Raw genomic sequence first — 13,176 nt, forward strand, 5'->3', positions numbered from 1 at the left:
GGAGGCCCCGCTCAGTGGCGGGCTTCCATCTTCAGCGCGCGCAGGCGGCCCTGCGCGAGACGCGCCACAGTCGTGTCCGGATACGTCTGCACGACCTTGTTCAACGTGGCTTCGGCCTGGTCCCATTGCTTCTGTTCGTACTGGCTGTAGCCGATCTTGAGCAGCGCGTCGGGCGCTTTCTGGCTGTTCGGATAGCGCTGCAGCAGCGTCTCGAATGATTGTTGCGCGATCTTGTAATTCTGCGTGACGTAGTACGACTCGCCGAGCCAGTAGTACGCGTTGCCGGTCAGTTCGCCGCTCGGGTACTGGTCGATGAAGGTCTGGAACCGGCGTGCCGATTCCGCATAGCGGCCGTCCTTCAACGCGGCGAACGCATCATTGTAGGCCGTGTTTTCGGTACCGGGATCGCCGGGCGCCGTCGGCGGATTCGCGCCCGCGACATCGCCAGGTGCAGCAGCGCGATCCGCATCGGTCAGGTCACCGACTTTCCCGTTACGCGCCGGCGCAGGCGGCGGGTTGTTCGCCGGGCTGCCGAGATCCACATCCGGCGGACGCGTGTCCGCTCGCGGGACGCTGGCGCCGGCAGGCGAGGCAGCCCGCGGCGCAGTGGCGCCACCGCCCTCGAGCCGGCCAATCCGCGAATCGAGATCGATGTACTGATCCTTGTTGCGCTGCTTGGCCTCGTCGAGTGCGTGCTTGAGTTCCTCGACCTGGCCCTGCAGCGATTGCACCTGCGACTGCAGTGCGGAGATCTGGTTGACCAGATCCACCGCATTGCCGTGGCCGTTCTGCGGGCTGGCTTGTTGCTCGAGCCGGTCGACGCGTTCGGCCAGCGACAGCCGCTGTGCATTCGCCGGCATCGCGAACGCGACAGCGGTGGCCACGAGGGCCACCGCTGCGATCGCATTCGGGATCGAACGCTTCATCGCGATTACTTCGCGGTGTAGACGATCTCGACGCGGCGGTTCTTCATCCAGCACGATTCCTCGTGCTGACGGCAGACCGGGCGCTCTTCGCCGTAGCTGACGACATTGAGCTGCGAGGACGAGGCGCCGGCCGCGCTCAGCGCGCCCTGCACCGCGTTGCCACGGCGCTCGCCGAGGCCGAGGTTGTATTCGCGCGAACCGCGCTCGTCGGTATTGCCTTCCAGCGTCACGCGCGCTTCCGGGAACTGCTTCAGGTACGCCGCATGGCAGGCCATCTGGGCCTGGAATTCCGGCTTGATCTCGCTCTTGTCGAGGTCGAAGTAGACCACGCGCTGGCGCAGGCAGGAATCGGTGTCGAGGCTGTCACGCGTGTAGCGGCCGGCATTCTCCATCGGTGCGGTCGTGGTCGACGGAGCGGTCTCGACCGGAGCGGTCGGCTTGACGGCCTTCTTCGCGCAGGCCGCAACGCCGGCGACGAGCAGGACGGAAAACGCGATACGGACAATGTTGTTCATGGTGTTTCCCTTCAGCTGGGCAGGATTTGTTGGATATTCGATTCGACTTGCTACTCAGTCATGCCCGGCCATCCGGCCGGCCACTGCTTCCTCTGTGTCAGCGCTGGCGGAACGGACCCCACGCGGGTTCACGCACGTCGCCCTCCGCAAGCCCCAATCGCTGACGTACGCGCCCGTCGGCGGACACTGCATACAACACGCCACGTGATCCTTCGCTGGCGGCATACAGCAGCATGCTTCCGTTGGGGGCAAAACTGGGATGCTCGTCTTGGCTACCCGGCGACACCGGCGTGTACTGGTTGGTCGCCCGGTCAAGGATCGCGATACGATACACGTTTCCGCTGCCCTGCACCATTGCAAGCTTGATGCCTTTGGCGTCGACGACGCTCGGGCTCGCGTTGTACTGACCCTCGAAGGTCACCCGCGTCGGCTCGCCGCCGCTCGGCGGGACCTGGTAGATCTGCGGCTTGCCCGAGCGATCCGAGGTGAAATACAGGCTCTGCCCGTCCGGCGCCCAGCGCGCTTCGGTGTCGATCGCGAAGTGCTTGGTGACCTGCGTGAGCTGGCGGCTGCCCAGGTCCATCACGTAGATGTCCGGATTGCCGCCCTTGGACAGGCTGACTGCAAGGCGATTGCCATCCGGCGAGAACGCCGGCGCGCTGTTGATGCCCTTGCTGTTCGAGACGATCTGACGCGAACCGGTGCCGAGGTCCTGCACGTAGATCGACGAATTGCCGCTCTCGAACGAGACGTAGGCCAGCTTCCTTCCATCCGGCGACCACGTCGGCGACATCAGCGACTCGCGCGAGCGCACCACGACCTGCGGGTTGTAGCCGTCTGAATCGGCGACCATCAGCGCGTACTGGTAGTTCGGCGCCGCACCGGTCGCGGTGATGTAGGCGATGCGCGTCCAGAAGGCGCCGCGCACGCCGAGGATCTTCTCGTAAACCGCGTCCGCGATCTGGTGCGCGATGTCGCGCAGGCCGGTGCGCTGGCCGCCAATCGCACCGTTGCCGATCTGCTGCTGCTTGGCGACATCGAACAGTTCCCACTCGACGCGCAGGGCGCCGTCGCCACTCTCGGCCATGCGGCCGACCACGAGATAGTCCTGCTTCAGCAGGCGCCAGGTCGCGAACTTGACCTCGCTCTGGCGCGTCGGGAATTCGACAATGTCCGCCTTCGGCAGCGTGCGGAACTGGCCCGAGCGCGCGAGGTCGGCGCGCACGATCTCGCCGGGATTGGTCTCCGGCGGCACGCTGCTGCCCTCGAAGCCGAACGGCACAACCGCAATCGGCAGCGCGGATGCGCTGCCATTGATGATGTCGATGTCGAGCTTCTGCGCCTGTGCCAAGGCCGCATGGCCGACTAGCAGCCCGGCCAGCAACACCATCACGCGCCTCAAGATTCCTCTATGGATCATCATCGGCCTCATCCGTCGTATCTGAAATTCAATTTAACTGCGCGTTGGAAGACTTTTTCGTAGCCTTGGTACGGTAGAGGAGCAGCTTTCATAACTGCTTGTTCGATGGAATTGCGCGTCGGCTGATCCGCATTGCAGGGTGAACCCACCGTTACCGAAATCACGTCGCCACCCGGGATCTGCACAATGTTTAGGCTGCAGCGCAGCCCCGCCGTCGCGCTATCTGGCCGGTTCCAGTTCTGCGTGACCGCGGCCTGGATCGCCGCCGCATAACGCGCCGCGAGGTCATTGTCCTGGCCACCGGCGCCGGTCTGCACCTGTGGGGCCTCGTGCTCGGCCTCCGGCTGCGCCTGCGCCTCGGCCTTGCGCTGATTACGGTCTTCGAGCTGGGCCAATCGGTCCTTCTCCAGTTTCAGCTTCTTCTCGGCGGCCTCACGCTGCTTGCGGATGTCGGCGAGCTGCTTCTGTTGTTCTTCCTTGAGCTTGCGCTCCTTCTGTTCCTGTTCGAGCAGCACCTGTTGCTGGCGGTGCTTCTCTTCCTGTTCCTTCTTTTCCTGTTCCGCCTTCTGTTCGGCGATCGCGGCGATCTTCTCGCGCTCGATCTGGTCCTGACGCTGCACCTCGGCCGGCGTCTGCTTCTCCGGCTTCGGCGCCGGTGGCTCCGGGCTCGGCGCCGGCTTGGGCGGCTCGGGCTTCGGTGGCTCCGGTGCCGGCTTGGGCGGCGTCGGCGTGGGTTTCGCCGCACCCGAGCGCGCCTTCGGCGGCGCTGCCGTCGGCCCGATCAACGTCGCCTCGATGACCGGCCCCGGCATGCTCACCGGGCGCGTCTCGCTCGTCCACCACAGCCCAGCCAGCAAGGCCAGGATGCAGAGCACGTGCAACCCCACCGCAAGGCCGAACGCGCGCAGCTTGTCGCCAAAGGTCTCGACCCGGTTCACGCGTTCCATCCGGCTAGCGCGCTCCGCTCGCCTGCAAAGGCTGGCTCATCAGGCCGACCTTGGGCACGCCCGCCGACTGCAACAGCACCATCGCCTGGTAGATCTTTCCGTAGTCCGCACGCTGGTCGCCGGCGACCAGCACGGGAACCTGCGGATTCTCGCGGACGAAAGCTGAAACTTTCTTGACCAAGGCTTCGGAGTCGATCGGGTCGCGCTTGGCGGCGCCGAGGGTCAGGAAATACGCGCCTTCCTGGTCGACGCTGATCACGACCGGCTCCTTGTCGTTCTGGATCGACTTCGCGGCCGACTGCGGCAGCTGGATGTCGACACCGAGATTGAGCAGCGGTGCGGTCACCATGAAGATGATCAGCAGCACGAGCATCACGTCGATGTACGGCACGACGTTGATCTCGGCCTTGAGCTTGCGGCGCTTGCGGGTTCTCAGGTTCTGCATGCGGGAAATTCCAACGCGGTCGCAACCGGGGCGGGGTTCAGACGCCTTCTTCCACGTGCGCCTGGCGCGCGAGGATCGAGGAGAACTCCTCGACGAAGGTGTCGTAGCGCAGGCTGATGCGCTCGAGCTTGGTCGAATAGCGGTTGTAGGCCCACACCGCCGGGATCGCCGCGAACAGGCCCATCGCGGTCGCGATCAGCGCTTCGGAAATGCCCGGCGCGACCATCGCGATGGTCGCCTCCTTGACGTTGGCGAGCCCCTGGAACGCGATCATGATGCCCCACACCGTACCGAACAGGCCGACGTAAGGGCTGATCGAGCCGACGTTGGCGAGGAATTCCAGGCTCTGTTCGAGGCGGTCGACCTCGCGTGTCGCGGACACGCGCATCGCGCGCTGTGCGCCTTCCAGCAGCGCGCGCGAATCGACGCCGCGGCGCTGGCGCAGGCGCGCGAATTCGCGGAACCCGGCCTCGAAGATCGCACCGCTACCGGTCACGCGATCACCTGCGCCGGTGATGTCCTTGAACAGGCCGGCGAGATCGGCGCCGGACCAGAAGCGCTCCTCGAACTCGTCCGCGCTCGCGTTCGCGCGGTCGATCAGCGCCTTCTTGCGGAAGATGATGAACCAGGACGCGATCGAGAAGCCGATCAGGATGCCGAGCACCAGCTTGACCGGCAGGCTCGCGTTGAGGATCAGGGCGAGGACGTTGAGTTCTGAGTTCATGATTTCGCAATCTCTTGAAGCAGATGATCCGGAATGGGGCGTGGGCGGAAGCGGTCCGCGTCGAGACAGGCGATGCGCACACGCGCTTCGACCAGCGCTTTCGCCCCGGGTTCGCGACACAGGTTCTGGCGCACGACGAAACTCGCGCTGCGCCGTTCAACGGGCTCGACGGTTGCAGTCAGCAAGTCGTCGAGTCGGGCCGGCGCGTTGAACGCGAGCTCCATGTGGTGCACGACGAACACGATGCCGGCCTGCTCGCGCAACTGCTGCTGGCCGTGGCCGCTGGCGCGCAACCACTCGCTGCGCGCGCGCTCGAGGAAATGCAGATAGCGCGCATGATAGACGACTCCGCCGGCGTCGGTGTCTTCCCAGTAGACGCGGATCGGCCAGGCGAAAATGGGGGCAGAGTGATTTTTCACCGGAACATGGCCCGCCGATGATGTGATGAGAACGGCGGAAAAATCACTCTGACCCCAGTTTACCGGCATCGAACAGGTCATCGGCCACACCGCGCCGCGGCGGCGCCAGCCCGAAATGCCGGAATCCCTTGCCGGTGACCATGCGCCCGCGTGCGGTGCGCACCAGGAAACCCTGCTGGATCAGGAACGGCTCCAGTACGTCCTCGATGGTGCCGCGCTCCTCGCTGAGCGCCGCGGCGAGTGACTCCACGCCGACCGGGCCACCGTCGAAGTTCTCGATGATCGTGGTCAGCAGGCGCCGGTCCAGTGCATCGAAGCCTTCCGCATCGACCTTGAGCATGTCCAGAGCCGCCGCCGCGACCGACGCGGTAATCGTGCCGCCGGCCCTGACCTCCGCGTAGTCGCGCACGCGCCGCAACAGCCGGTTCGCGATGCGCGGTGTGCCGCGCGCGCGCTTGGCGATCTCGACGGCGCCCTCCGCCTCGCAGGCGATGCCGAGGATCTTCGCCGCGCGGCGCACGATCGCAGTGAGTTCGAGCGCGCTGTAGAACTCGAGCCGCTGCACGATGCCGAAGCGGTCGCGCAGCGGCGCGGTCAGCAGCCCTGCGCGCGTGGTCGCGCCGATCAGCGTGAACGGCGGCAGGTCGAGCTTGATCGAGCGCGCGGCCGGCCCCTCGCCGATCATGATGTCGATCTGGAAGTCCTCCAGCGCCGGATACAGCACTTCCTCGACGATCGGCGACAGCCGGTGGATCTCGTCGACGAACAGCACGTCGCGCGGCTGCAGGTTGGTGAGCAGCGCGGCGAGATCGCCGGGACGCTCCAGTACCGGGCCCGAGGTCGAGCGCAGGTTCACGCCGAGCTCATTCGCGATCACGTGCGAGAGCGTGGTCTTGCCCAGCCCGGGCGGCCCGAAGATCAGCACGTGGTCGAGCGCTTCGCCGCGCCGCTTCGCCGCCTCGATGTAGATGCCGAGCTGCTCCTTCACCACCGGCTGGCCGAGGTATTCGGCGAGACGCTGCGGGCGGATCGTCGCCTCGACGAGATCGTCGTCGCGAATCGCGCTGGCGGACGTGAGGCGGTCGGTCATCGAAGAGCCGGGAATGGGGAATGGGGAATGGATGCGGCAAGGATTATCGTCTGCCAGCATCAGGCAGGATAGCGTTCAGCTCGCCAGCGCGCAGGAACCGTTCATCCTCGGTGCGACATCGCTTTGACGATTCCCCATTCCCGATTCTCCATTCCCCGCCCCTCAAATCTCCACCTGCGTCCCCAGTTCGACCAGGCGATTGCCCGGAATCCGGAAGAACGCGGTGGCCGGAATTGCGTTGCGCTGCAGGAATGCAAACAGCTTGTCCCGCCACAGCGCCATGCCGGGCCGATCCGTCGCGACGATGCTCTCGCGGCTGAGGAAGAACGTGGTGTCCATCAGATCGAATGGCAGGCCGCACTGCTTGATCATCGCCAGCGTATCCGGCACGTCCGGATCCTCCGCGAAACCGAAGCGCAGAATCAGCTTGTAGAAACTGCCGCCGAGCGATTCGACCGAGAAACGCTCGGCCGCTTCGGCCATCGGCGTCTCCACAGTCTCGACCGTGAGGATCACGTTGCGCTCGTGCAGCACCTTGTTGTGCTTGAGGTTGTGCAGCAGCGCGTGCGGCACGCCGGCCTGGTTCGCGGTCAGGAAGACCGCGGAGCCCGGCACGCGCAGCGGCGGATGCGCGGCGATCGACGCGATGAACGGCTCCAGCGCGAGGCCACCCTGCTTGACCTCGCGGATGACCAGCTCGCGGCCGCGCCGCCAGGTCGCGAGTATGGTGAACACGACGACGCCGAGGACCAGCGGGAACCAGCCGCCGTGCTCGATCTTGACCGCGTTGGCGGCGAAGAACGACGCGTCGATGGTCAGGAACACGGCCCCCGTCAGGGCGACCGCAAGCCGGCTCCAGCCCCAGATCCGGCGCGCCACGATCAGCGCCAGCGCGGTGGTGATGACCATCGTGCCGGTCACTGCGATACCGTAGGCCGCGCCCAGGTTGTCTGACGAGCGGAAACCGATCACCGCGGCGATCACCAGCACCAGCAGCAGGCGGTTGATCCACGGCAGGAAGATCTGTCCGCTCACCTCGCGCGAGGTGTGGACGATCTTCATGCGCGGCGCATAACCGAGCTGGATCGCCTCGCGCGTCATCGAGAACGCGCCGGAGATCACCGCCTGCGAGGCGATCACCGTGGCCACGGCCGCCAGCACGATCGCCGGATACAGCAGCATGGGCGGTACCAGCAGGTAGAACGGGTTTTCGATCGCCTTCGGATTGGTCAGCAGCAGCGCGCCCTGTCCGAAGTAGTTCAGCACCAGTGCCGGCGAGACGAACCCGAACCAGGCGAGCCGGATCGGTTGCTTGCCGAAATGCCCCATGTCCGCGTACAGCGCTTCCGCGCCGGTCAGCGCGAGCACGACGCCGCCCAGAGCGAGGAACGCATGGATACGGTGTTGCGCGAAGAACTCGAAGCCGTACCACGGATTCAACGCCAGCAGCACCTGCGGCTGCTGCACGATCATGCGCACGCCGAGCAGCGCAATGCAGATGAACCAGATCACCATCACCGGCCCGAACATCGCACCGACCCTGGCCGTGCCATACCGCTGCAACGCAAACAACGCGATGATGATGAGCACTGTCACGGGCACGATGTAGGGCTGCAGTGCCGGCGCGGCGACCTCGATGCCCTCCATTGCCGACAGCACCGAAATCGCCGGCGTGATCACGCCATCGCCATAGAACAGCGACGCGCCGAACAGGCCGAACATCACGATCCACCAGCGCGCACGCGGGCTGGTGCGCGCGCTGCGCTGAGCCAGCGCCATCAGCGCCATCATGCCGCCCTCGCCCTTGTTGTCCGCGCGCATGATGAACACGACGTATTTCAGCGACACGGTCAATACCAGCGCCCAGAAGATCAGCGACAGCATGCCGAAGATGGTTTGCGGGCTGAGCTCCACGCCGGGCGTGTTGAAGACCTCCTTGACCGTGTACAGCGGGCTGGTGCCGATGTCGCCGAACACGACGCCGATCGCGCCCAGCGCCAGCGCGGACAACCGGGTCGAGGTGACGTGCTGCTGGGTATCGTCGTTCATCGCGGATGTCCGTTCTGGGCAACAGGCGGAACCGCGCATTTCATCGCGATCCGCAAACCCGTGGTCGCAATGGAGCCGCGAAGACGCAGCCCTATGCCGTCGCGGCGGTGCAAGCCGGTCTTCGATGGATGGTTCAACGCAATGCTGCCTTCAGTGCCTTGCGGATGATGTCCTCGGCGCCATCGCCCGGCGCGGCCGCGCCGCGCACCAGGCGCGTGACCTCGGCCGGCTTGTAGCCGAGCGTCTGCAGCGCAACGCTCGCCTCGGCGACCGGATCGGCCAGTACCGCACCACCGATCGGTGACGGCAAGCCGCCACCGATGCCGTCGACGCGGTCGCGCAGCTCCACCACCATGCGCTCGGCGGTCTTCTTGCCGATGCCGGGAATCCGTGTCAGCGCGGTGATGTCGCTGGTCTGCACCAGCCGCGCGAACTCGTCGACGCTGACGCCGGACAGCACAGCGAGCGAGATCTTCGCCCCAACGCCGCTGACCTTTTGCAGTGCGCGGAACAGGCTGCGCTCGGACTCGCGCAGGAAGCCGTAAAGGGCCACCGTGTCTTCCTTCGCCGCGTAGTGCGTGCAAAGGTTCACCGTAGCGCCGAGTTCAGGCAAGTCAAAAAACGTGGACATCGGCGCCTCGAGTTCGTAGCCGACCCCGCCGACGTCGACCACGATCCACGGCGGCTGCTTCGCGACGAGGACGCCCTTGAGCCGGCCGATCATCGCCTGCGCCTCCAGGCACTGCGTGGAATGCCGATGCGCTGGATGCTTGCGCGCGTATGCGCATGCGCCAGCGCGATCGCGAGCGCGTCCGCCGCATCGGCCTGCAGGCGCCCGGGGAGATTGAGGAGGATACCGACCATGTGCTGCACCTGAGTCTTGTCGCCGGCCCCGGTGCCGACCACCGCCTGCTTGACCTCGCGCGCCGCGTACTCGGTCACGCCGACGCCGCAGTGCACGACCGCGCAGATCGCGGCGCCACGCGCCTGCCCGAGCTTGAGGGCCGAATCCGGATTGCGCGCCATGAACACGCGCTCGATCGCGGCCTCCTGCGGCGCGTACTCGGCGATGATCGCGCCGAGCCCGTCGAAGATCTGCTTGAGGCGCGCGGCGAAATCGTCGTTGCCAAGTAGGTTCAACGCCGTGTGGAACACGTGCCGCGCCTTGCCGCTTGCATCGACGTCGATGATGCCGACGCCGGTACGCTGGCTGCCGGGATCGATGCCGAGGATGCGAACCGCGGTGGCCGTCGACTGGATTGCGGTAATCGGCACGATTCTGGGTGCTGGCCTGTGTGTGCGCGGCGCGGAGTCTAACGCACGCGTGCAACGTTCAACGCCGCACCGGCGCGAAACGGCCAGCGCGCAGGAAACCAACGGTGAGATCGGCCACCTCGGCGGAGAACAGCAGACCGGTGTGCGAAGCGGCGACCGTGCAATGGTCAGAGATGCCGGGGAGCAGGGTTTCCTCGACCGACACGGTGCCGTCATGCGGCGAAGTCAGCGCACCGATCGCGATGCCGAGCCCGAGCGGCAGGCGACCTGCGATCACGCCGACCTGGCGCGATCCGGTCCACGCATCGAGGCCATCGACCAGCGCACCGGCACTGTGCCCGAGCAACCAGCGCCCGCCGGGAACACTGGCAAGCCCGCGTGCGACCGCACTGCCACGCAGCGGCGGCCCGAGACAGACGGTGCGGCCGCGCGGCAGCTTGCGCACACCGCGCGTCGCTTCCAGAGCGACGACCCCGCCGAGGCTGTGGCCCACCAGGTGCACGACCTCGGCATCGACCGCGCGCATGCGCTCACGCAGGCGGGCGATCGCCGGCTCGATGCCACCAAACACGCTCGCATAATCCAGCGTCTCGACCGTATAGCCGGCCACGCGCAGGCGCCGCGCAAGCGACTGCAGCGTGAACGCTCGCATCCAGATGCCATGCAGGAGAATGACGTGTTCGGTCATGGTGGCTGCGTATCCTTCCGAGCTCGTCATTCCGGTGAAGCCGGGATGACGGACTTGTCGGTACCTGCCGATTCTAGGCCTTGGGATCCCGTTCAACCACGCGCACGTGCAGCTCGGTGAGCTGCGCGACCGGCACCGGCGACGGCGCCGCGGTCATCAGGCACTGTGCGCTGGTCGTCTTCGGGAACGCGATCACGTCACGGATCGACTCGGTGCCGGCGATCAGCGCGGCGATGCGGTCGATGCCGAAGGCGATGCCGCCGTGCGGCGGCGCGCCGAACTTCAAGGCCTCCAGCAGGAAACCGAACTTCGCCTGCGCCTCGTCGGCGCTGATGCCGAGCAGATCGAACACCGCGCTCTGCATCTCCGGGCGATGGATGCGGATCGAACCGCCGCCGATCTCGTTGCCGTTGAGGACCATGTCGTAGCCGCGTGACACCGCGATCTTCGCGTTGGCTTTGAGGTCGGCGACGTCATCGACCTTCGGCGCGGTGAATGGATGATGCAGCGCGACGTAGCGACCGGCTTCCGCATCGTATTCGAACATCGGGAAGTCGACGACCCAGAGAGGCTTCCACGCGTTTTCGACCAGGCCGCGGTCGCGTCCGACCTTGAGGCGCAGCGCGCCCATGAAGTCGGAGACCGTCTTGTACTCGCCGGCACCGAAGAAAACCATGTCGCCGGTCTGCGCCCCGACCTTGTCGAGCAGCGCGGTCAGTGTCGCGTCGTCGAGGAACTTGGCGATCGGCGAATTGAGGCCTTCGCGGCCCTTGGCGCGGTCATCGACGCGGATCCAGGCGAGACCCTTCGCGCCGTGCTTCGCGACATGCGCACCGAGCTCGTCGATCTGCTTGCGGGTGAGATCGGCGCCCCCCGGCAGGCGCAACGCCGCCACACGACCGTCCGGATCGCTGGCGGCCTCGGCGAAGACCTTGAACTCGACCTGCTTCACCTGCTCGGCGACGTCGACGAGTTCGAGCGCGATGCGCAGGTCCGGCTTGTCCGAACCGTAGCGGCGCACCGCCTCCTCGTAGGTCATGCGCGGGAATGCGGCAGCGAGCTCGACGTCCGCGATCTCCTTGAAGATAGCGCGGATCATGTCTTCGACCGCATCCTGCACGTCGCGCTCCTCGACGAACGCGAACTCCATGTCGAGCTGGGTGAATTCGGGCTGGCGGTCCGCGCGCAGGTCCTCGTCGCGGAAGCAGCGCGCGATCTGATAGTAGCGGTCGAAGCCGGCCATCATCAGCAACTGCTTGAACAGCTGCGGCGACTGCGGCAGCGCGTAGAACTCGCCCGCGTGCACGCGGCTTGGCACGAGGTAGTCGCGCGCGCCTTCCGGCGTGGCCTTGGTCAGGATCGGTGTCTCGATGTCCTGGAAGCCGCGTGCGTCGAGATGGCGGCGCAGCGCGGACACGAGCCTGGTGCGCATGCGCATCGCACGCTGCATGTCCGGCCGGCGCAGGTCGAGATAGCGGTACTTGAGCTTGAGATCCTCGTTCGTCGTCTCATGCAGCACGAACGGCAGGTCGCGCGCGGCGTTCAGCACCTCGATGCGCTCGGCGAGCACCTCGACATGGCCGGTCTTCACGCGCTCGTTGGCGCTGACGCGACGGCGCACGGTGCCGGTGACACGCAGGCAGTATTCGTAGCCGACCGCGCTCGCGGTCTTGAACGCAGCTGCATTGTCCGGATCGACGACGACCTGCACGACGCCTTCGTGGTCGCGCAGGTCGATGAAGATCACGCCGCCATGGTCACGGCGCGTGTCGACCCAGCCGCAGAGGGCGACCGGGTGGTCGATCAAGGTCTCGTCGACGAGACCGCAATAATGTGTGCGCATGGATTCGTTCGCATCGCGCCGTGCGGCGCAGGAAGGCGCGAAATCCTACGGAGGAAGTTGCTGCACTGCAATGTCGGCGCGCGCCAAGCCGAGAACTCATCGGTAGCGGGCCCGAAAAAAGACGCCCGCCGAAGGGCGGGCGTCCTTGACGGCATGGACAATCGCGCGGTCAGCGCCAGCGGCGCTCCACGATGAAGATCCCGCCGCAGCCCTGGTCGACCCAGATGCCGGCACGATTCCAGCCCCAATTGCGACCTTCGACGCAGCGCGTGTCCGAGGTCTGCCGCTGCAGGTAGACGCGGCTGCCGCGGCCGGTGTCGACCTGGCACATCGCGTACTTGTATTGCGGGCTGCCGCAGCTCACCGTGATGTCCTGGTCCCAGCCTGCACCTGGCTGCCAGCCGGGTCCCGGACCTGGGCCCGGACCCGTCGCCCAGCGCCGCTGTACGCGGAACACGCCTTCGCAACCCTGGTCGACCCAGATGCCGGCACGGTTCCAGCCCCAGTTGCGGCCTTCGACGCAGCGCGTATTGGAGATCTGGCGCACGATCGCGACGCGACTGCCCTGGCCGGTATCGACCTGGCACATGTTGTAGGCATAACCCCTGCTGCCGCAGCGTACGTCGATGTCGCGATCCCAGCCCGGACCCGGCTGCCAGTCGCCGCCATATTGCGCGGCCGCCGCGGCATCGATCGCCGTGGCCAGCTGGACCGGCGCCTGGGCCGAGGCCACGGCCGCGCAGAAGGACAACACCAAGGTTGCAACCCCGCAAACAGGCTTGAGCATGGCCGTACTCCCCAGTTGTTGTGGACGAATGACGCCGCGCCAGTCTAG

Annotated in this window: 14 protein-coding genes; all 14 read right to left on the reverse strand. The window is 66.3% G+C overall.

The window, feature by feature from the left end; genetic code table 11:
- Positions 1 to 11: 11 nt before the first annotated feature.
- The 14 genes from ybgF to ABD002_RS08970 all read right to left on the reverse strand — a co-directional run bounded on the left by ybgF (position 12) and on the right by ABD002_RS08970 (position 13,128).
- Positions 12 to 926 carry a tol-pal system protein YbgF gene (ybgF, locus tag ABD002_RS08905; RefSeq protein WP_343789728.1) on the reverse strand — a complete coding sequence of 305 codons (915 nt, stop codon included), beginning with the start codon at positions 924 to 926 and terminating at the stop codon, positions 12 to 14.
- Positions 927 to 931: 5 nt separating this feature from the next.
- On the reverse strand, positions 932 to 1,441 hold the full coding sequence (pal, locus tag ABD002_RS08910) for a peptidoglycan-associated lipoprotein Pal (RefSeq protein ID WP_343789731.1): 510 nt from the start codon (positions 1,439 to 1,441) through the stop codon (positions 932 to 934).
- A gap of 97 nt (positions 1,442 to 1,538) precedes the next feature.
- Positions 1,539 to 2,861 (reverse strand): Tol-Pal system beta propeller repeat protein TolB, encoded by a 1,323-nt coding sequence (gene tolB / locus ABD002_RS08915; protein WP_379988890.1) that lies wholly within the window; start codon positions 2,859 to 2,861, stop codon positions 1,539 to 1,541.
- A gap of 8 nt (positions 2,862 to 2,869) precedes the next feature.
- Positions 2,870 to 3,799 carry a cell envelope integrity protein TolA gene (gene tolA / locus ABD002_RS08920; RefSeq protein WP_343789734.1) on the reverse strand — a complete coding sequence of 310 codons (930 nt, stop codon included), beginning with the start codon at positions 3,797 to 3,799 and terminating at the stop codon, positions 2,870 to 2,872.
- Between the two features lie 13 nt (positions 3,800 to 3,812).
- Positions 3,813 to 4,253, reverse strand: coding sequence for a protein TolR (tolR, locus tag ABD002_RS08925; RefSeq protein ID WP_343789737.1), 441 nt, complete (start codon positions 4,251 to 4,253; stop codon positions 3,813 to 3,815).
- 37 nt (positions 4,254 to 4,290) lie between these two features.
- Positions 4,291 to 4,977 carry a protein TolQ gene (tolQ, locus tag ABD002_RS08930; protein WP_343789740.1) on the reverse strand — a complete coding sequence of 229 codons (687 nt, stop codon included), beginning with the start codon at positions 4,975 to 4,977 and terminating at the stop codon, positions 4,291 to 4,293.
- Positions 4,974 to 5,396 (reverse strand): tol-pal system-associated acyl-CoA thioesterase, encoded by a 423-nt coding sequence (gene ybgC / locus ABD002_RS08935; RefSeq protein ID WP_343789743.1) that lies wholly within the window; start codon positions 5,394 to 5,396, stop codon positions 4,974 to 4,976. Before ybgC ends, tolQ begins: the two co-directional genes overlap by 4 nt.
- A gap of 43 nt (positions 5,397 to 5,439) precedes the next feature.
- Positions 5,440 to 6,486, reverse strand: a complete 1,047-nt coding sequence (ruvB, locus tag ABD002_RS08940; RefSeq protein WP_343789746.1) for a Holliday junction branch migration DNA helicase RuvB — start codon at positions 6,484 to 6,486, stop codon at positions 5,440 to 5,442.
- 162 nt (positions 6,487 to 6,648) lie between these two features.
- Positions 6,649 to 8,535 (reverse strand): potassium transporter Kup, encoded by a 1,887-nt coding sequence (locus tag ABD002_RS08945; RefSeq protein WP_343789749.1) that lies wholly within the window; start codon positions 8,533 to 8,535, stop codon positions 6,649 to 6,651.
- A gap of 133 nt (positions 8,536 to 8,668) precedes the next feature.
- On the reverse strand, positions 8,669 to 9,259 hold the full coding sequence (ruvA, locus tag ABD002_RS08950; RefSeq protein WP_343789752.1) for a Holliday junction branch migration protein RuvA: 591 nt from the start codon (positions 9,257 to 9,259) through the stop codon (positions 8,669 to 8,671).
- Positions 9,256 to 9,810 (reverse strand): crossover junction endodeoxyribonuclease RuvC, encoded by a 555-nt coding sequence (ruvC, locus tag ABD002_RS08955; RefSeq protein ID WP_343789755.1) that lies wholly within the window; start codon positions 9,808 to 9,810, stop codon positions 9,256 to 9,258. The genes ruvA and ruvC overlap by 4 nt, the downstream gene beginning before the upstream one ends.
- Before the next feature lie 58 nt (positions 9,811 to 9,868).
- Positions 9,869 to 10,498 (reverse strand): esterase/lipase family protein, encoded by a 630-nt coding sequence (locus ABD002_RS08960; protein WP_343789758.1) that lies wholly within the window; start codon positions 10,496 to 10,498, stop codon positions 9,869 to 9,871.
- Between the two features lie 73 nt (positions 10,499 to 10,571).
- Positions 10,572 to 12,341, reverse strand: coding sequence for an aspartate--tRNA ligase (gene aspS, locus ABD002_RS08965; RefSeq protein WP_343789761.1), 1,770 nt, complete (start codon positions 12,339 to 12,341; stop codon positions 10,572 to 10,574).
- Positions 12,342 to 12,510: 169 nt separating this feature from the next.
- The gene (locus ABD002_RS08970; protein WP_343789765.1) at positions 12,511 to 13,128 is read right to left on the reverse strand and encodes a DUF3011 domain-containing protein; all 618 of its coding nucleotides are present in this window, start codon (positions 13,126 to 13,128) and stop codon (positions 12,511 to 12,513) included.
- Between the last annotated feature and the right edge of the window lie 48 nt (positions 13,129 to 13,176).

Origin of the sequence: Dokdonella soli, assembly GCF_039523175.1 — a bacterium.
GTDB classification, from domain to species: Bacteria; Pseudomonadota; Gammaproteobacteria; order Xanthomonadales; family Rhodanobacteraceae; genus Dokdonella_A; species Dokdonella_A soli.

Excerpts from the sequence above, each read along its gene's own strand:
- ybgF (WP_343789728.1), bottom strand. The coding sequence starts at position 926 with ATGAAGCGTTCGATCCCGAATGCGATCGCAGCGGTGGCCCTCGTGGCC.
- pal (WP_343789731.1), bottom strand. The coding sequence starts at position 1,441 with ATGAACAACATTGTCCGTATCGCGTTTTCCGTCCTGCTCGTCGCCGGC.
- tolB (WP_379988890.1), bottom strand. The coding sequence starts at position 2,861 with ATGATCCATAGAGGAATCTTGAGGCGCGTGATGGTGTTGCTGGCCGGG.
- tolR (WP_343789737.1), bottom strand. The coding sequence starts at position 4,253 with ATGCAGAACCTGAGAACCCGCAAGCGCCGCAAGCTCAAGGCCGAGATC.
- tolQ (WP_343789740.1), bottom strand. The coding sequence starts at position 4,977 with ATGAACTCAGAACTCAACGTCCTCGCCCTGATCCTCAACGCGAGCCTG.
- ruvB (WP_343789746.1), bottom strand. The coding sequence starts at position 6,486 with ATGACCGACCGCCTCACGTCCGCCAGCGCGATTCGCGACGACGATCTC.
- ABD002_RS08945 (WP_343789749.1), bottom strand. The coding sequence starts at position 8,535 with ATGAACGACGATACCCAGCAGCACGTCACCTCGACCCGGTTGTCCGCG.
- ruvA (WP_343789752.1), bottom strand. The coding sequence starts at position 9,259 with ATGATCGGCCGGCTCAAGGGCGTCCTCGTCGCGAAGCAGCCGCCGTGG.
- ABD002_RS08960 (WP_343789758.1), bottom strand. The coding sequence starts at position 10,498 with ATGACCGAACACGTCATTCTCCTGCATGGCATCTGGATGCGAGCGTTC.
- aspS (WP_343789761.1), bottom strand. The coding sequence starts at position 12,341 with ATGCGCACACATTATTGCGGTCTCGTCGACGAGACCTTGATCGACCAC.
- ABD002_RS08970 (WP_343789765.1), bottom strand. The coding sequence starts at position 13,128 with ATGCTCAAGCCTGTTTGCGGGGTTGCAACCTTGGTGTTGTCCTTCTGC.